Annotated in this window: 20 protein-coding genes; 9 read left to right on the forward strand and 11 right to left on the reverse strand. The window is 69.5% G+C overall.

Features of this window, described 5'->3' with window-relative positions; translation table 11 throughout:
• Positions 1 to 135: 135 nt before the first annotated feature.
• Genes dnaK through ACT1U9_RS16320 form a run of 4 tightly spaced genes read left to right on the forward strand, consistent with a single transcriptional unit; the run spans position 136 to position 4303 of the window.
• Positions 136 to 1992 carry a molecular chaperone DnaK gene (dnaK, locus tag ACT1U9_RS16305; RefSeq protein WP_444533472.1) on the forward strand — a complete coding sequence of 619 codons (1857 nt, stop codon included), beginning with the start codon at positions 136 to 138 and terminating at the stop codon, positions 1990 to 1992.
• Positions 1992 to 2639 carry a nucleotide exchange factor GrpE gene (gene grpE, locus ACT1U9_RS16310; RefSeq protein ID WP_444533473.1) on the forward strand — a complete coding sequence of 216 codons (648 nt, stop codon included), beginning with the start codon at positions 1992 to 1994 and terminating at the stop codon, positions 2637 to 2639. The genes dnaK and grpE overlap by 1 nt, the downstream gene beginning before the upstream one ends.
• Positions 2640 to 2669: 30 nt before the next feature.
• Positions 2670 to 3854, forward strand: coding sequence for a molecular chaperone DnaJ (dnaJ, locus tag ACT1U9_RS16315; protein WP_444533474.1), 1185 nt, complete (start codon positions 2670 to 2672; stop codon positions 3852 to 3854).
• 2 nt (positions 3855 to 3856) lie between these two features.
• Positions 3857 to 4303, forward strand: coding sequence for a heat shock protein transcriptional repressor HspR (locus tag ACT1U9_RS16320; RefSeq protein WP_444533475.1), 447 nt, complete (start codon positions 3857 to 3859; stop codon positions 4301 to 4303).
• Positions 4304 to 4374: 71 nt separating this feature from the next.
• Here the strand turns inward: ACT1U9_RS16320 and ACT1U9_RS16325 are convergent, their stop codons facing one another.
• The 3 genes from ACT1U9_RS16325 to ACT1U9_RS16335 are packed head-to-tail and all read right to left on the reverse strand — an operon-like array spanning position 4375 to position 6616.
• Entirely contained in the window at positions 4375 to 5844 is a 1470-nt protein-coding gene (locus ACT1U9_RS16325) for a peroxidase family protein (RefSeq protein ID WP_444533476.1), read from the reverse strand.
• 57 nt (positions 5845 to 5901) lie between these two features.
• On the reverse strand, positions 5902 to 6156 hold the full coding sequence (locus ACT1U9_RS16330; RefSeq protein WP_444533477.1) for a hypothetical protein: 255 nt from the start codon (positions 6154 to 6156) through the stop codon (positions 5902 to 5904).
• Between the two features lie 28 nt (positions 6157 to 6184).
• Entirely contained in the window at positions 6185 to 6616 is a 432-nt protein-coding gene (locus tag ACT1U9_RS16335) for a hypothetical protein (RefSeq protein WP_444533478.1), read from the reverse strand.
• Between the two features lie 132 nt (positions 6617 to 6748).
• Between ACT1U9_RS16335 and ACT1U9_RS16340 the strand changes: the two genes are divergently transcribed.
• On the forward strand, positions 6749 to 7624 hold the full coding sequence (locus ACT1U9_RS16340) for a sigma-70 family RNA polymerase sigma factor (RefSeq protein WP_444539129.1): 876 nt from the start codon (positions 6749 to 6751) through the stop codon (positions 7622 to 7624).
• 150 nt (positions 7625 to 7774) lie between these two features.
• Here ACT1U9_RS16340 and ACT1U9_RS16345 read toward each other — a convergent pair whose 3' ends face one another.
• The 6 genes from ACT1U9_RS16345 to ACT1U9_RS16370 all read right to left on the reverse strand — a co-directional run bounded on the left by ACT1U9_RS16345 (position 7775) and on the right by ACT1U9_RS16370 (position 12318).
• A complete protein-coding gene (locus tag ACT1U9_RS16345) occupies positions 7775 to 9001 on the reverse strand; it encodes a lactonase family protein (RefSeq protein ID WP_444533479.1) in 1227 nt (408 codons plus the stop codon).
• A gap of 100 nt (positions 9002 to 9101) precedes the next feature.
• Positions 9102 to 10532: a hypothetical protein gene (locus ACT1U9_RS16350; protein WP_444533480.1), complete on the reverse strand. Its 1431-nt coding sequence runs from the start codon at positions 10530 to 10532 to the stop codon at positions 9102 to 9104.
• 3 nt (positions 10533 to 10535) lie between these two features.
• Positions 10536 to 11078 (reverse strand): DUF417 domain-containing protein, encoded by a 543-nt coding sequence (locus tag ACT1U9_RS16355; RefSeq protein WP_444533481.1) that lies wholly within the window; start codon positions 11076 to 11078, stop codon positions 10536 to 10538.
• Positions 11079 to 11438: 360 nt separating this feature from the next.
• Positions 11439 to 11624, reverse strand: coding sequence for a helix-turn-helix domain-containing protein (locus tag ACT1U9_RS16360; RefSeq protein WP_444533482.1), 186 nt, complete (start codon positions 11622 to 11624; stop codon positions 11439 to 11441).
• A complete protein-coding gene (locus tag ACT1U9_RS16365; protein ID WP_444533483.1) occupies positions 11621 to 12145 on the reverse strand; it encodes a hypothetical protein in 525 nt (174 codons plus the stop codon). The genes ACT1U9_RS16360 and ACT1U9_RS16365 overlap by 4 nt, the downstream gene beginning before the upstream one ends.
• Positions 12142 to 12318: a hypothetical protein gene (locus ACT1U9_RS16370; RefSeq protein WP_444533484.1), complete on the reverse strand. Its 177-nt coding sequence runs from the start codon at positions 12316 to 12318 to the stop codon at positions 12142 to 12144. Before ACT1U9_RS16370 ends, ACT1U9_RS16365 begins: the two co-directional genes overlap by 4 nt.
• Positions 12319 to 12751: 433 nt before the next feature.
• On the opposite strand from ACT1U9_RS16370, the gene ACT1U9_RS16375 reads away from it, so the two are divergent.
• Both ACT1U9_RS16375 and ACT1U9_RS16380 read left to right on the forward strand, forming a co-directional pair.
• The gene (locus ACT1U9_RS16375; protein ID WP_444539130.1) at positions 12752 to 13135 is read left to right on the forward strand and encodes a helix-turn-helix transcriptional regulator; all 384 of its coding nucleotides are present in this window, start codon (positions 12752 to 12754) and stop codon (positions 13133 to 13135) included.
• Positions 13136 to 13148: 13 nt separating this feature from the next.
• Positions 13149 to 13649, forward strand: a complete 501-nt coding sequence (locus tag ACT1U9_RS16380) for a hypothetical protein (RefSeq protein ID WP_444533485.1) — start codon at positions 13149 to 13151, stop codon at positions 13647 to 13649.
• A 2-nt stretch (positions 13650 to 13651) separates the two neighbouring features.
• Here ACT1U9_RS16380 and ACT1U9_RS16385 read toward each other — a convergent pair whose 3' ends face one another.
• Positions 13652 to 14581 carry a helix-turn-helix transcriptional regulator gene (locus tag ACT1U9_RS16385; RefSeq protein WP_444533486.1) on the reverse strand — a complete coding sequence of 310 codons (930 nt, stop codon included), beginning with the start codon at positions 14579 to 14581 and terminating at the stop codon, positions 13652 to 13654.
• A 183-nt stretch (positions 14582 to 14764) separates the two neighbouring features.
• Between ACT1U9_RS16385 and ACT1U9_RS16390 the strand changes: the two genes are divergently transcribed.
• Positions 14765 to 14977, forward strand: a complete 213-nt coding sequence (locus tag ACT1U9_RS16390; RefSeq protein WP_444533487.1) for a hypothetical protein — start codon at positions 14765 to 14767, stop codon at positions 14975 to 14977.
• Positions 14974 to 15294, forward strand: a complete 321-nt coding sequence (locus tag ACT1U9_RS16395; protein ID WP_283142738.1) for a (2Fe-2S)-binding protein — start codon at positions 14974 to 14976, stop codon at positions 15292 to 15294. Before ACT1U9_RS16390 ends, ACT1U9_RS16395 begins: the two co-directional genes overlap by 4 nt.
• 140 nt (positions 15295 to 15434) lie before the next feature.
• Here the strand turns inward: ACT1U9_RS16395 and ACT1U9_RS16400 are convergent, their stop codons facing one another.
• The gene (locus ACT1U9_RS16400) at positions 15435 to 15863 is read right to left on the reverse strand and encodes a pyridoxamine 5'-phosphate oxidase family protein (RefSeq protein ID WP_444533488.1); all 429 of its coding nucleotides are present in this window, start codon (positions 15861 to 15863) and stop codon (positions 15435 to 15437) included.
• Positions 15864 to 15981: the final 118 nt, after the last annotated feature.

A 15981-nucleotide genomic window follows, 5' to 3' on the forward strand; every position in this document is an offset into this window, starting at 1 on the left:
CCGCAGGTCAAAGCGTCGCACCACGTAAGGCGCACATAAAAGTTGAGCCCAGGCGACTCAGCTCTGTTGACGACCCGGGACGGGTGAGGCATCCTTGAGCCAGTTCCACTCAAGATGTCAGTTGGAGGAATCAAAATGGCACGTGCGGTCGGCATCGACCTGGGCACGACTAACTCCGTCGTCAGCGTTCTCGAAGGCGGCGAGCCCACCGTCATCACCAACGCCGAAGGCGCCAGGACCACGCCGTCCGTCGTCGCCTTCGCCAAGAACGGCGAGGTCCTCGTCGGTGAGGTCGCCAAGCGGCAGGCCGTCACCAACGTCGACCGGACCATCCGCTCGGTCAAGCGCCACATGGGCACCGACTGGAAGATCGACCTCGACGGCAAGACCTTCAACCCGCAGCAGATGAGCGCCTTCATCCTGCAGAAGCTGAAGCGCGACGCCGAGGCGTACCTGGGCGAGAAGGTGACCGACGCGGTCATCACCGTCCCGGCGTACTTCAACGACTCCGAGCGTCAGGCGACCAAGGAGGCCGGTGAGATCGCGGGCCTCAACGTCCTGCGTATTGTCAACGAGCCGACCGCCGCCGCCCTGGCCTACGGTCTCGACAAGGACGACCAGACCATTCTCGTCTTCGACCTCGGTGGCGGCACCTTCGACGTGTCGCTCCTGGAGATCGGTGACGGCGTCGTCGAGGTGAAGGCCACCAACGGTGACAACCACCTCGGTGGTGACGACTGGGACCAGCGCGTCGTCGACTACCTGGTGAAGCAGTTCCACTCCGGCCACGGCGTGGACCTCTCCAAGGACAAGATGGCGCTCCAGCGCCTGCGCGAGGCCGCCGAGAAGGCGAAGATCGAGCTGTCCTCGTCCACCGAGACCTCGATCAACCTGCCGTACATCACGGCGTCGGCCGAGGGCCCGCTGCACCTGGACGAGAAGCTGACGCGCGCCCAGTTCCAGCAGCTGACCGCCGACCTGCTTGAGCGCTGCAAGCACCCGTTCCACAACGTCATCAAGGACGCGGGCATCCAGCTCTCCGAGATCGACCACGTCGTTCTCGTCGGTGGCTCCACCCGTATGCCGGCCGTCGCCGAGCTCGTCCGCGAGCTGACCGGTGGCAAGGACGCCAACAAGGGCGTCAACCCGGACGAGGTCGTCGCCATCGGCGCCGCGCTCCAGGCCGGTGTCCTCAAGGGTGAGGTCAAGGACGTCCTGCTCCTCGACGTGACCCCGCTGTCCCTCGGCATCGAGACCAAGGGCGGCATCATGACCAAGCTCATCGAGCGGAACACCACGATTCCGACGAAGCGCTCCGAGATCTTCACGACGGCCGAGGACAACCAGCCGTCCGTCCAGATCCAGGTCTACCAGGGCGAGCGCGAGATCGCGGCGTACAACAAGAAGCTCGGCATGTTCGAGCTGACCGGTCTGCCGCCGGCCCCGCGTGGCGTCCCGCAGATCGAGGTCGCCTTCGACATCGACGCCAACGGCATCATGCACGTGACCGCGAAGGACCTGGGCACGGGCAAGGAGCAGAAGATGACCGTCACCGGCGGCTCCTCGCTGCCGAAGGACGAGGTCAACCGCATGCGCGAGGAGGCCGAGCAGTACGCGGAGGAGGACCACCGCCGCCGCGAGGCCGCCGAGTCCCGCAACCAGGGCGAGCAGCTCGTCTACCAGACCGAGAAGTTCCTCAAGGACAACGAGGACAAGGTCCCCGGTGACGTCAAGGCCGAGGTCGAGACCGCGGTAACCGAGCTGAAGGACAAGCTCAAGGGCGAGGACACCGCGGAGATCCGTACCGCGACCGAGAAGCTCGCGGCCGTCTCCCAGAAGCTCGGCCAGGCCCTGTACGCGGACGCCCAGGCCGCCCAGGGTGCGACGCCGGGTGCCGAAGGCGCCCAGCAGGCCAAGCCCGAGGACGACGTGGTCGACGCCGAGATCGTCGACGACGAGAAGCCGCGCGACGCGAAGGGCGGCGCCGCCTGATGACGGAGGAGACCCCGGGTTTCGAGGAGAAGCCCGACGTCCCCTCCGGCGCACAGGAAGACGCCGAGCCGAAGGCCGCCGACTCCTCCACCAAGGAGGGGAAGGCGGCCCCGGCCGGGGACGCGGCCAAGGAGATCGCCCTGCAGGCCCAGCTGGACCAGGCCCAGACGGCGCTCGGTGAGCGCACCGCGGACCTCCAGCGACTGCAGGCCGAGTACCAGAACTACCGCCGCCGGGTCGAGCGGGACCGGGTCACGGTCAAGGAGATCGCGATCGCGGGCCTCCTGACCGAGCTGCTGCCCGTGCTCGACGACATCGGCCGGGCGCGCGAGCACGGCGAGGTGGTCGGCGGCTTCAAGTCGGTGGCCGAGTCGCTGGAGACGGTCGCCGCGAAGATGGGCCTCCAGCAGTTCGGCAAGGAGGGCGAGCCCTTCGACCCGACGATCCACGAGGCCCTGATGCACTCGTACGCACCGGACGTCACCGAGACGACCTGCGTCGCGATCCTGCAGCCGGGCTACCGGATCGGCGAGCGCACCATCCGCCCCGCGCGGGTCGCCGTCGCCGAGCCCCAGCCGGGCGCGGCGAAGGACGGCAAGGAAGACAAGTCGGCAGACGAGGAGAGCGGTGGCCCTGAGAAGGGCTGACGCAGGGATCGTCCGAGAGGAGGGACGTCGATGAGCACGAAGGACTTCGTCGAGAAGGACTACTACAAGGTTCTCGGCGTCCCCAAGGACGCCACCGAGGCCGAGATCAAGAAGGCGTACCGCAAGCTGGCGCGCGAGTTCCACCCGGACGCCAACAAGGGTGACGCCAAGGCGGAGGAGCGCTTCAAGGAGATCTCCGAGGCCAACGACATCCTCGGCGACCCGAAGAAGCGCAAGGAGTACGACGAGGCCCGCGCGCTGTTCGGCAACGGCGGCTTCCGGGCCGGTCCGGGCGCGGGCGGCGGCACCTTCAACTTCGACCTGGGCGACCTCTTCGGGGGCACCCAGGCCGGGGGCGGCGGTGGCGGCGCCGGCGGCTTCGGCGGCGGGCTCGGCGACGTGTTCGGCGGTCTGTTCAACCGGGGCGGCACCACCGGCACCCGGACCCAGCCCCGGCGCGGCCAGGACCTGGAGTCCGAGGTGACGCTCAGCTTCACCGAGGCGGTCGACGGGGCCACGGTCCCGATCCGGCTCTCCAGCCAGGCCCCGTGCAAGGCGTGTTCGGGCACCGGCGACAAGAACGGCACGCCCCGGGTGTGCCCGACGTGCGTCGGCACCGGCCAGGTCTCGCGCGGCACCGGCGGCGGCTTCTCGCTCACCGACCCGTGCGTGGACTGCAAGGGCCGCGGCCTGATCGCGGAGAACCCGTGCGACGTCTGCAAGGGCAGCGGCCGGGCCAAGTCGTCCCGGACCATGCAGGTCAGGATCCCGGCGGGCGTCTTCGACGGCCAGCGGATCCGGCTGCGCGGCAAGGGCGCGGCGGGCGAGCGCGGAGGTCCGGCGGGCGACCTGTATGTGGTCGTGCACGTCGACAGCCACCCGGTCTTCGGCCGCCGCGACGACAACCTCACCATCACCGTGCCCGTCACCTTCGCGGAGGCGGCGCTCGGCGGCGAGGTGAAGGTGCCCACCCTCGGCGGGCCCCCGGTCACGCTGAAGCTGCCCGCCGGGACGCCCAACGGCCGTACGATGCGGGCGCGCGGCAAGGGCGCGGTCCGCAAGGACGGCTCGCGCGGCGATCTCCTGGTCACCGTGGAGGTCGTGGTGCCCAAGGATGTCGACGGCAAGGCGCGCGAGGCACTGGAAGCGTTCCGTGAGGCGACTGCGGACGACGATCCGCGGGCAGAACTGTTCCAGGCCGCGAAGGGAGCATGAGCATGGACGGCCGACGACGCAATCCGTACGAACTGACCGACGAATCGCCGGTGTACGTCATCTCGGTCGCCGCTCAGCTCTCCGGTCTGCACCCGCAGACCCTGCGACAGTACGACCGCCTCGGCCTGGTCTCGCCCGACCGCACGGCCGGGCGCGGGCGGCGCTACTCGGCCCGTGACATCGAACTGCTGCGTACGGTGCAGCAGTTGTCGCAGGACGAGGGCATCAACCTGGCCGGCATCAAGCGCATCATCGAGCTGGAGAACCAGGTGGCCGCGCTCCAGCAGCGCGTCGCCGAGCTCTCGGCGGCGGTGGACGGGGCGGCGGCCGCGATGCGGCAGCGCGAGGCCCAGGTCCACGCGTCGTACCGGCGCGATCTGGTCCCGTACCAGGATGTGCAGCAGACCAGCGCGCTGGTGGTCTGGCGGCCCAAGCGGCCGTCGGAGTAACGCCAGTACGCAGAAACGACACAGCGGCCCGCACCCTGAAAAGGGAGCGGGCCGCTGTTCTCGTACGGCTGTCAGTCCTTGAGCGCGCCTGCCAGATACAGCAGGTCGGCCATCTCGAACCGGCCGGGCGTCTCGCCGAGCGTGGGCTGCCAGGTGGGGTAGACCTGGTGGTACGAGGACGGGGTGGCCCGCAGCAGAGCGACGAGCGTCTCGCCGATGATCCGGCTGCCGACCGGGCCGAAGTGGCGTCCCCGGTTGCGGACTTCGGCCTCCCTGAGGATGTAGTACCAGAGGTACATGGGCTCGCCGGTGCCCAACTCGGCGTCGCTCAGCGGCACATCGCCGATGGCGCGCGCGATGTCCTGGCCGGACGGCAGTCCGAGCGCCTCGCTGCGCAGCAGGTTCCGTACCGCGAGCGAGGCCACCGGGCGGGCCAGCGCACCCGGCTTCGCGCCCGGCACCGCGCTCACCGGCAGATCGAGCAGCTGCGTGTTGATCGAACCCTGGATACGGCGAGTGGTCTGCGGCCGGAACGAGCGCGACACGTCGAAGAAGAACCGCCAGTCGATCGCGTGCTCGGGCAGCACCGGCCCGCCGCGCAGATCGGTGCGCGGGAGCGCGGGCGCGTCCGGGTTGTCGGGGAAGAGCTTGCCGGAGAACTTCTCGTTGATGCGGTAGGTGGAGCGGATCGTGGAGTGGAAGGCGCGGAAGCCCGCCGCCGAGAACTCGATCGGCATGAACGGCTTCTCGCCGGGATCGAAGAAGCGCGGCCCGTTGTCGACGATGTCGCGCAGGATCGCCGGGTCCACGAAGTTCGGCAGGAACTCGTGCAGGATGATCCACTGGTAGTGCCACTGCACCAGCTGCCGCGCAGAGGCGTACAGGGCCTCGTAGTAGTTGTCGACGTCGAGCAGCTGGTCCAGGGTCGCGCCCGGCTGCTGGGTCGGCGGCTCGTCGGCGGGCTTGGGCGGCAGGCGGCGCCCGAAGGCGTCGGTGATCGTGCCCTGGGCGAGCAGATCCGTGACGTGGTTGTGGAACTTGATCATCTGTAGGTGCAACTGCGCGAGCAGCATGTTCTCGTCGTTGCGCGGATCCCCGATACGAGCCACGTCGCTGTCGATACGGGCGAAGTCCACGCCGTTGGGGTTGATCGCCAACTTCCCCTGCGGCGAGCCGTCGTAGAGATGACGGCTGACGACCGGGCCGCCGCCGTACACGGAGTCCATGTCCAGGCGCGGGGTGCGGAAGTCGGTGATGTCGCCGGGCTCGAAGCGCCCGCCGAGCACGGACAGTACGTCCAGGGTCAGATCGTGGTCGATGAACTGGCCGAGGAAGGTGAACCCCGCCGGGATCTCCGGGGAGAGCTGGCCGTCGGAGGTCGGCCCGCCGTCGGCGATACCTCCCGGCGCGCCGTACTTCAGCGCCAGCGGCAGACCGGTCGCCTTGCGCGGCGCCGGATTCGGGAACATCCGGCCGAAGTCGCCGCTGGTCGCGCTGGGGTTGGCGCGACCGCAGGGGGTGGTGCCGTGGGACGCGGACATGGGTGCATCTCCTCAAGTGGGTGGGTTGGTACGGGTGTTACGGGTTACGCGATGTACTCAGTGGCCCGTTCCCTGCCAGATGCTCACCGCGAGTGCGGCGCACGACGTGAGCGCGGCGATCGCGGGCAGCGGCCAGCGGCCGCGCTCCAGGGCGTCGAGCCGGTCGTCGTGTTCGCCCAGGGTCTTGTCGGTCTGGTCGGCACGCTGGAGCAGCAGCGCCAAGTCGCCCCGGGTGGTGGCGAATCCGACCTCCACCGCGCGCCGCAGCCGTTCCAGTTCGATGGCCACTCCTTCGGCCTGGCCGCTGCTCACCACGATGCCTCCCTCGGTAGGTGCCTGATCAGGACGGCGAGGCGGCGCGACGAGAGGCTGCCCCGGTACCAGTCCAGGAGGTCGACGCCGTAGTGGCGCAGCAGCGCCGCTTCCAGTGCCTCGGCGTTGTCGTCGACGTACACACCGAGGCGCAGCCTTCCCCCAGGCCGAGCCCGGTGTCGCGGCCGTAGGACGCCCAGATCGCCTCGACGTCGCAGGCGGAGGCGCGGTGGCGGTCGAAGCGGCGGGACTGCTGCTCGCCGAGGAGGATCCGCAGCGAGGCGTACGGGTCGTCGCCGCCGAGCGCGCGCAGCTTGCGCGCGGTGTCGCGGGTGAACTCCTGCGGCAGCTCGAAGACCTCGCCGCCCAGTTCGAAGGCCCAGGCGCGGCCGAGCGCTTCGAGTCGCTGGGCGCGGGCCGCGTTGACCCGCGTGACGGGAGTGACAGGGGATGCGGCCATGGGACCTCCATGAAATGACCTGATCCGTAACGGAGTTGAGAGGAAAGGCGGCGTACCCGTGGGGCTGCGCAGCCGATACAGTCGGTGTCACCTCTTCGGGTGAGGCAGGGAATAGTGACCGTGAACGTGGAAGTGGACGAGGGCGAACGACTGGCCGAGCGGTTCGAGGCCAACCGCACCCACCTGCGGGCCGTCGCCTACCGGATCCTCGGCTCGCTGAGCGAGGCGGACGACGCCGTTCAGGAAGCGTGGCTGCGGCTCAGCCGCTCCGATGTGAGCGAGGTCAAGAACCTGGGCGGCTGGCTGACGACCGTCGTCGGACGGGTCTGCCTGGACATGCTGCGCTCGCGCGACTCACGGCGTGAGCTGCTGTACGACGAGCCGGTGCCGCGGCCGTCCGGCGGGTACGAGGAGCCTGGCGACCCCGAGCACGAGGTGCTCCTGGTCGACTCGGTCGGGCTTGCGATGCTCGTCGTGCTCAACACGCTTGCGCCCGCTGAGCGGATCGCGTTCGTGCTGCACGACATGTTCATGGTGCCGTTCGACGAGATCGCGCCTGTGGTGGGGCGGTCCACCGTGGCCACGCGGCAGTTGGCCAGTCGGGCTCGGCGGCGGGTGCAGGAGTCCGCGCCGGTGCCGGACGCCGATCTGGCGCGGCAGCGGGAGGTTGTGGACGCGTTCTTCGCGGCGTCGCGGGCCGGGGATTTCGACGCGTTGCTCGAACTTCTCGACCCCGATGTGGTCGTGCGGGCCGACCGGGCCACGGTCGAGGTCGGTGCGCTGGGCGAGGTGCGGGGCGCGCTTGCCGTGGCCGGGACGTTCAAGGGGCGTGCGCATACCGCTCAACTGGCGTTGGTGGATGGGTCAGTGGGGGCCGTGTGGGCCCCGGCCGGGTGCCTCAAGGTTGTTATCGGGTTCACGTTGGTGGACGGGCGGATCTCCGAGATCTCGCTTCGGGCGGACCCGGAACAGTTGCGGCGGTTGGACCTCGCGGTCCTGGCCGAGTAGTACGTACGAAGTGCGGCCCACGGTCGGCGTTCGCGGGACGGCCGTGGGCCAACACCTTTCGTCTGCGGACCGTGCGTGGCTGGTCGCGCCCACGCGGCGGAGCCGCAAATGTCACAGCCCCGCGCCCCTGAAGGGGCGGAGGCAACCTCATCAGATGGCTACCAGGCCCTCCGACCCCGGCGCCAGACCCCCCGCGCTCGGGGCCAGTACGCCCTGGCTGACTACCCGCGGCGGGTCGTCCTGGACTCCGAAGCCTCGCAGGGGGGTCAGGCCGCCGCTGGCCTCGATTCGGTAGGCCGCTATCGACATCTTGTTGCTGTACGGGGTGCCCTCGGTGTAGTTGGGGAGGCGGGGGTCGGTGATCTTCTCGTCGAAGCCGGCGACGATCACGTACAGGTAGAGGCCGTCCTCGGTGATCGCCATGTCCTGGGTGGCGTGCTGGTCGCGGGAGATGGCCATGTGGCCGTCCGGCGGGAAGAGCGTGAGCTCGCCGGTGTCGCTGATACGGAACCCGGCGATGCTGCCGCTCTGGGCGCTCGCCGCGTAGATCACGCTCGGGTCGAGGACGCTGTTGGCCGTCCAGCAGGTGGTCGCCTCAGTCGTGTCGACCGAGCCGCTGATCACCTGGAGGGTGCCGTCCCGGTTGACCCGGTACGTCGACATCGAGCCCAGGAAGTTGCGGCCGCCGATGATCTCGGTGACCAGCAGGACGTCGCCGTGGAAGGTGGCGGTGAAGGGCGCGGGGCCGTGCGAGTCGTTGCGTACGGGGGCGCCGGCCCGGCCGTACGCGTCGACGGGGAAGACGTCGATGACGTTGGTCTGGCGCTCGGTGGCGACCAGCTGGGTGCCGTCGGGCGTGAAGGAGATCTGCGAGGGGCCCGCGGCGGCGCCGCCCACGAGGTATTGGAGGGAGCCCTCGACGGGGGTGAGCTGGCCGTAGTCGCCGATGGTGAAGCCCGAGATCGCGCCGTCGCCGGAGTTGACCACGTACAGCAGATTGCCGTGCACGGTCAGGCTGACCGGGCGCGTTCCGCCGGACGGGACCCGGCTGATGTGGCGCAGCCGCTCGCCCTCGATGGCCAGCGAGGAGACCTCGTTGCTGCCCGCGTCGACGCCGAACAGGAACCGCTTGTCGTCGCTGATGATCAGGGATGCCTGCGAGACCAGCGGGTCGGACGCGTCCTCCAGGTCATAGCTGCGGCCGACGCCGATCCCGCCCGTCGGGTACGTGCCCTTCCTGGTCAGGGTGCCGTAGATGTCCCGGGCGAAGACCGTCACCGAGTTCCCGGTCTCCTGGTTGCTCATGGCGTACACGAAACCGCCGCGCTTGGGCGGGGCCTGGTTGTCGCCGGGGTGACCGGATCCGAGCTCCGTCACCGCATCAACAGTCACATTGGTTTCCACAGTAATTTCCCTTTTCTGGTGGGGAGTTGTGCGGTTCACACGTCGTAGGAAATTCGCTGGATTCACGGCGGACTTATACCGCCGGGCCCGCCGCGTGCGAGGCGCGCAGGCCGTGCGAGGCGATGTCGTTCGCTATGTCGAGGCCCAGGCGGACACCGCCGATGTTGTGGGTGAGGTCCATTTCGCCGGACGTGTCCGGCGTCCAGCCGTCGTAATTCCAGTGCACGCCCAGGAATACGCGGCTGATGCTGTTCTCCTTGATCATTTCCCAGAGTCCGCCGGGGAACTTGCGGACGACCCGGGTCCGCACGACGCCGTCGGGGCCGCTGTTCACGCCGTCGAGTTCGTCGGAGACGAATTCCAGACCGGCGGCCAGGTTGTCGGGGGCGTACGCGCCCTGGTGGTAGAAGTGCCGCACCGACTGGAAGGCGGCCGCGCCGAAGGTGGCGTGACCGGACGGGTACGAGGGGAACGGGGGCGTCCTGTTCACCCTGCCGCCCGGGTTGTTGGTGTTGGGCGCGCCCAGCGGCAGCCAGTCGGGGTCGGCGTCCGCGCTCAGCGCGTCGACGCCCGTTCCGGCCGGGCCGCCGGAGACGTCCTGCTCGCGCACACCGACCACCGGGCGCCACAGGTCGTAGTAGTACTTGTCGAACCAGGCGAGGATGCCCGCGTCCGCCATCGCCGCGTTGACCAGCGCGAACAGCCGCGCGTTCTGGCCGGTGTCATTGCCCTGGGCGGCCGCGACCCTGCGGATGACGGTGTTGTAGAGCCGGGGCGGTGTGCCCAGGCCCTTCACCCCGTCGTACGCCCAGAACATGCCGGTGGCCGTCTCGTTCTGGGTACGGCGGGAGGCCTGGAGCTCGGCGGGGAGCGTGCCCATCAGATGCGGGGCGATGCCCTTGGCGCGCACCTGGCGCAGGCCCGCGCTGTGCAGCGGGGTGCCGGGCCTCGGGGGAGCGTCGAGGTGGTGGCGCGCGGTGGCCGCGAAGAGGTGGGAGTGGGCGCCGTAGAAGGCGGCGTAGGGGGTCTGGCCGGGGTCGGCCGGGTCCGCGCGGTGGTGCTCCCGGGCGACCGAGTGGACATACCCGTCGTCGCCGAGGCCGGGGTCCTTGGCGCGCAGCGCCAGCAGGGCGCCCGCGACCTTGAGCCCGAAGGCGTGGCCGTCGTCGGTGGCCTGGCCGCCGGTGATCCCGGCCGCGCGGTGGCGGTCGTTGAAGAAGTCCTTCTGCGCCGGGTAAAGCGCGTTCAGGGCCGAGTGCGCGGCGGCCGCGATCGCCGCGTCGGAGGAGGCGCCGACCGGGGCCTGGGGCAGCGAGGAGCCCAGGTAGCAGTCGTGGCCGGGGTGGATGCCGTAGTAGGCGTCGTGCATCGCGAGATGCGTGATCGCCAGTGCCCGGGAGGCACCGCACGGCCCCCGCGAGTTGCCCTCGGACGGGGCGCCCGTGGTGTGGGTCGTGCGGTCGGCCTCCAGGGCGACCGCGTTCCAGTACAGGATCTGATCCACTGGTCAGGTTCCTTTCGCGATACCCCCCGACGTGCTGGTGGTGACGCCGGCGGGGCTGCCGTCCACAGATTTCTGACGGACAGTCAGAGCGCTGCCCCGGACCGTGGTCGCGATGACCAGACCGGCGGCGAGCAGGACCACGTCCTTGAGGACGTACTGGCCTTCGAGCGTGGGCATGTGGTGCGGCCCGCCGAAGATCCGCCCCGGCAGCAGTACGACGGGGGTGAGGATGCCGACGAGATGGACCATGAGCAGCGCAACGGTCGGGCGCATCCACCGCCCGACGAGCAGCAGCACCCCGATCACGCTCTCCAGCGTCGCGACGCAGTCCATGGCGACGGTGGCGGGGACGAGGTGCGGTACGAGCCCGAGGGTGAGCCGGTGCAGGGTCGCGACGACGAGCCCCTGGGCGGGACTCATACCGGGGAAGTATTTGAGAATCCCGAATCCGAGAAGTACCGCGCCCATGCTCAGTCGGAGTACGGAAATGCTGTGCGACACCAGCCAGCGGTGAATTCGGGCTTCTATGTGGTCCGTTCCTGCCATGCTGTCGCTCCTCGTGGCGCGAAGTGGCCGAAGGGGAGCGCAAAGGTAGTCAACGGACGAGGTGGCGTCGACGGTGTGAGAGATGACGGGGTGGCTTACGCGCCAGGGCGTGCAACTGCGGCTTTCCGAGGTTGGGTTGAGCGGACCGCGAAATTCTGAATACGGAAGGCGATCTTACGGGCAACGCAAAGCGGCAGATCCGTCGCCCAGCGGGTGGGCGCAGCTCTGCCGCTGCATCAAGTGTGATCCAGGGTCGCCGAATCCGCAACTCGTCTTCTCGCGGGGGCATTTGGGGCTGGTGCGGCCGCATGGAAAATGGCCCCACCCCGGTGCGGGTGAGGCCATTTCGTAGATCGATTCTCAGTGGATCTCATTACGGTGCACGGACCGCTCGGCCGCGAACACGTCCTCCAGGCGGTACAGCAGCCGTCGGCCCTGCCGGCCCGCGGACTTCAGATGCCCGAGCTGGACCCACTTGCGGATGGTCGCGGGCGAGACGTCGACCTCGGCGGCGGCGAGGTCGCCCGAGACGAGCGTCGCGCTCACGAGGCCCCCTCAAGCGCGGTCTCCACGGCCGTCTCCACCACATGGCGGCAGACCGGGTTCACGCACAGCACCGCGCCGCGCTCCGGGAAGATCCGCAGCGAGACCGAGTCGCACGCGGGGCAGCGCCCGTCCAGGCGGATCATCTGCTCCGGATCGCCCAGCTCCCGGGCGCAGCGCCGCGCCATCCGCCGTGTCTCGTCCGTCAGATGCTCGGCCAGATCGGGGAACTGCCGTACACGGTCGAGGAGTTGGGCGATGCGGCGCAGCCGGGCCGGGACCGGGGCCGGGGGCGCCGGGCGCAGGCCGAGCCGTTCGCGTACCGCCTCCTCCAGCTCGACCACGCCGTCGGTGATGTCCCGGACGGCGTCGGAGATGTGCAGCCGGATCGGGGCGGTGGTGCCCCGCACGGGGCCGCCGCCGCGGCGCTCGCGCAGGCCACCGGTCGACGGGGCGAGCTCCGCGAGGAGTTCGGGGAACCGGCGGGCCAGCGACTGGAGCCACACCGCGCCGTCGGCGTTCATCGCGTCGCCTGCTTCGGGGTCGTCTGCTGCGGCAGCGCGGGCGCGGGCCGCCGTTTGACCTCGCGGCCGTTGCGCCACAGACGGCCGCCGCTGACGCCGTCGAACCAGGTGTGCGCGGGGTCGACGACGACCTCGCACTCCTTGCGGATGGGGCACTGATTGCATGCTCGCAATACCGGTTCTGCCTCGGAGGGAACACGGGTGAATACGGAACGCTGTGGGAGGTTCACGCAGGCGGCGGCCCTGCGCCAGTCGAGGTCATCCGCCGAGCGGGATAAGTCCGAGGTCAAGGGTGTTTTCGGAGTGGTCATGTGTGCGGGCACGTGCAAACCCCTCCCCACGTATGGGAACATGAGTTCGGCAAATTGCGAACGCGTGATCAGGGTGACACGGTGCGTGCGCGTACGCAAGCGGCCTATGCGTGCGGGCGCGCATCAAGTTACGCGCGAGTGCGCCGGCGGTACGCTGTCCCCCGCGACGAGGGAGAACGACCACATGGGTTCGAGCGCACGGGCCGGCGCCCGCAATGAGCAGGGATACCGTGGCGACAGTGGCCGCTCCCATGCGGACGGCCTCGACGAGTTCGCCGCCTGGATCGAGCGGCTGATGCGGCTGCGGCACTACGACATCGACAGCCCGCGCGGTGGCGGCAAGTCGAAACTCGCCGACGACGCGGGGGTGCACCGCGCGGCCGTGAGCCGGCTGTTGCAGCGCCAGAGCATGCCCGACCTGGAGACCATGCGCCGGCTTGCGGGTGTCCTGGACGTACCGCTGCGGGACATGCTGATCCGGTCAGGGCGGCTCTCCGAGGACGATCTGCCGATTGCCGCGGGCCGGGGCGGGCAGGACGAGGATGGCCAGGAGCTGCTGAGTCCCGAGGAGGCCGCGCGGAGAATGGGCGTTCCGCCCGAGCTGCGGGAGCTCTTCGTACGGGTCACGAAGGCGTTCCTGCCGGAGGGTGGCGAGGGGGCCGGCAGCCCGGGGGTGTGAGGGAGGGGCGTGGATGGCGGACTCGGACACGGAACCGGCCGAACAGGACCGGCTGGCCCGGCTGTTGGGCGGCCTGCTGATCGAGCTGGGCGAGAAGGTCAGACGGGCCGGCGTCGACGGCGTACACGTCCTGACCGACGACGAGCTCCAGAGCGAGCAGCTCCGCTGGTTCCAGGAGGGCTGGGAGGAGCAGGCGCGCGCGAGCCGCCGCGTCCGCGAGCAGCCGGACCGGCCAGGCGAGGCGCGCACCGGTGACGACGTATACGACCAGGACGAGGACCCGCCCCGGTACGCGCCCGCCGGGCACCCCGACGACGAGCAACCCGTCACTCCCGGGCGGCTGTTGCAGTTCCCCCAGTCGCCCGACGGGCGCGCCCCGCATCCGCTGCCGATCGTCGGCACCGGCGAGACGCGCGGCAAGGACCTGATGCCGCACCGCCCCCGCTCCCGCTCACGGGGCCGGGCCGGGGACGACGACGAGGGCGGCCCACCGGGCGGCCACCCCCACGTATGAGGTCAGCCGCCGTCCTGCTCCAGGATCCCGGACTGGGCGATGAGATAGCCGAGCTGGGCGCGACTGCCGCTGCCGAGGGCCGCGTTCAGCTTGGCGATGTGCGCGCGGCACGTCCGTACGTTCATCCCGAGTCTGCGCGCGATCGAGTCGTCCACATGCCCCTCCACGAGGAGCTTGGCTATGGAACGCTGGACGCCCGTGATGCCCTCGGCCTTCAGGGAGTACGGGACCTCCTCCTCCCACGGCACCGCGTGCAGCCAGAACTGGTCGAAGACGCCGACCAGATACTGCACCAGGCCCTCGTGGCGCAGTTCCAGCGCGACCCGGCGGTCGCTGCGCGCGGGGATGAAGGCGACCTTGCGGTCCACCACGATCAGCCGGTCGATGATCTCTTCCAGCGTGCGGACTTCGAGCCCGTACGGCGCTATCCGCTCCACATACCCGATCGTCGCCGAGTGATGGCGTGCGGTGTGCTGGTAGAGCGTGCGCATGTCCACGCCGCGGTCGAGCAGCGGCTGGACCCGGCGCAGCCCCGATTCGATGACCTCGGGTCTGCGGCCGCTGCCCGGCTGGATGGTGAGCAGCTCCTTGGTGCACTCGTCGATGACCCGGTCCAGGGTCGTGTTGATGAGCTCCAGGCCCTCAAGGACGGTGATGGCGTTGGTGCTTGCCGCGTCCTGGCCGGTGATGCTCATGAACGGCTCGAAGGTGCTGGTCAGCTGCATCGACAGCTTCCTGCGCTCGTGTATCTCCCGTTCGAGGGGCTGGACGAGCTGGTTCAGGACGACAGAGGGAGGCACCGGGCGCAGTTGCTCGGGGTCGTCCGTATCGGGGCGCAGCAGCGCGAGATCGATGAGACAGGGAGCGGCCTGGGCTTCTGTGCGAGTTATTCCGCCGGTACGCAACGCGGTGCCGTAGAGGGTCTTGCCCATCTCGCACAGGTCTGTAGGGCCATGACTATGTCCGAAGTGCCCCTGATACAACCGGATTACACCCCCCTCATACTCCTGAATTACAGGAACATGATGCCTGGCCTCGCTGGTGGAAGCGCTCAGAGTGAGCCATCGTCTTAGGCGCGGGGGGAGGGAATGATCATAAAGAGGTGGAGATCGGCCATGAGCAGGATGGTTCGAGCACTCAGCGCTATAGCCGTCGTGGCGGCTGCTTTCAGCGCTCTCGCCGTCAGCGGGGAACCGACGTGGGACCAGAAGCCCTCCCAGGGTACGGTCGCGAAGGATCCGACGTGGGACAACAAGCCGGCGACTCGACTCCTGGCGGCTCCAGGCGAGCCGACCTGGGACATCATCGCCAAGGGTGTCGGCGCATGAGCCTCCCGCCGGACGACCGGGTCTTCCGGCGTGAGATGGCCACGGCGTACCGCTCGGGGTGGCATTTCATCGACCTCGTCACGGCCATTCCCCACCGTGGCGATTCGTTGATGGTCACCCTGTTCGGCGAGCCGATCCTGGTCGCGCGTGAGGACGACGAGGACGTTCGTGCCTACCGCTGCCTTCGCAGGCCGCGAGGGGCGCCACAGCCCATTCGCTGTGCCGTGCGGTACGGCATGGTGTTCGTCAACCTCGACCAGCGGGACCACCAGCTGTTCGACCCCGAGTCATCTACCGCCACCCCCCGCAGTGCCTGAAGCGATTCCCCCGTCGTTGTAAATCGCTCAGGCGCTTCCCCCACACAGCGGCGCCATCGTGGACCTGAACACGGTGGCGCCGCTGTGCTGTCCGCGCACATTTCTCGCGTACGGGACCGCGGGCGTACGGGGCCGGCGGCTCAGCCCTTGCCCATCGCCCGCTCCAGGGCGATCTCGATCAGCACCCGGTCCGGGTTCTGCCGCGGCACCCGCCCGTACCGCTCGGCGTACCGGGCGACCGCGTCCGCGATCAGCTCCTCGTCCGTACGCACCCGGGCGCGGCCCTCAAGCGTGGCCCAGCGGCGCCCGTCGACCTGGCAGACCGCGACGCGCGCTCCTTCCGGCCCGGCAGCCTGGACATTGCGCACCTTCCGGCTCGACCGGTTGGCGATCACCCGTGCGATGCCCGCCTCCGGGTCGTAGGTGACGCCCACCGGCACCAGATGCGGGCTGCCGTCCGGGCGCGGGGTGGTCAGGGTGCACAAGTGCCGCTCGCGCCAGAAGCTGAGATAGGCCTCGTCGGGCCGCCGGGGATCGAGAGCGGCACGCGGCTGGATCGTCGTGGTCATGCGCCGAAACCTACGCCGAACCTTGGCCCGCCACCTTGAGCGGAATAGACTCAACTTTATGTACGCTGGATGAGTCATGGAGTCCAATGACCGCTGATCCGAGGAGGAGAGACCGCAC

Origin of the sequence: Streptomyces sp. BR1 (genome assembly GCF_052373795.1) — a bacterium.
In the GTDB taxonomy this organism is placed as follows: domain Bacteria; phylum Actinomycetota; class Actinomycetes; order Streptomycetales; family Streptomycetaceae; genus Streptomyces.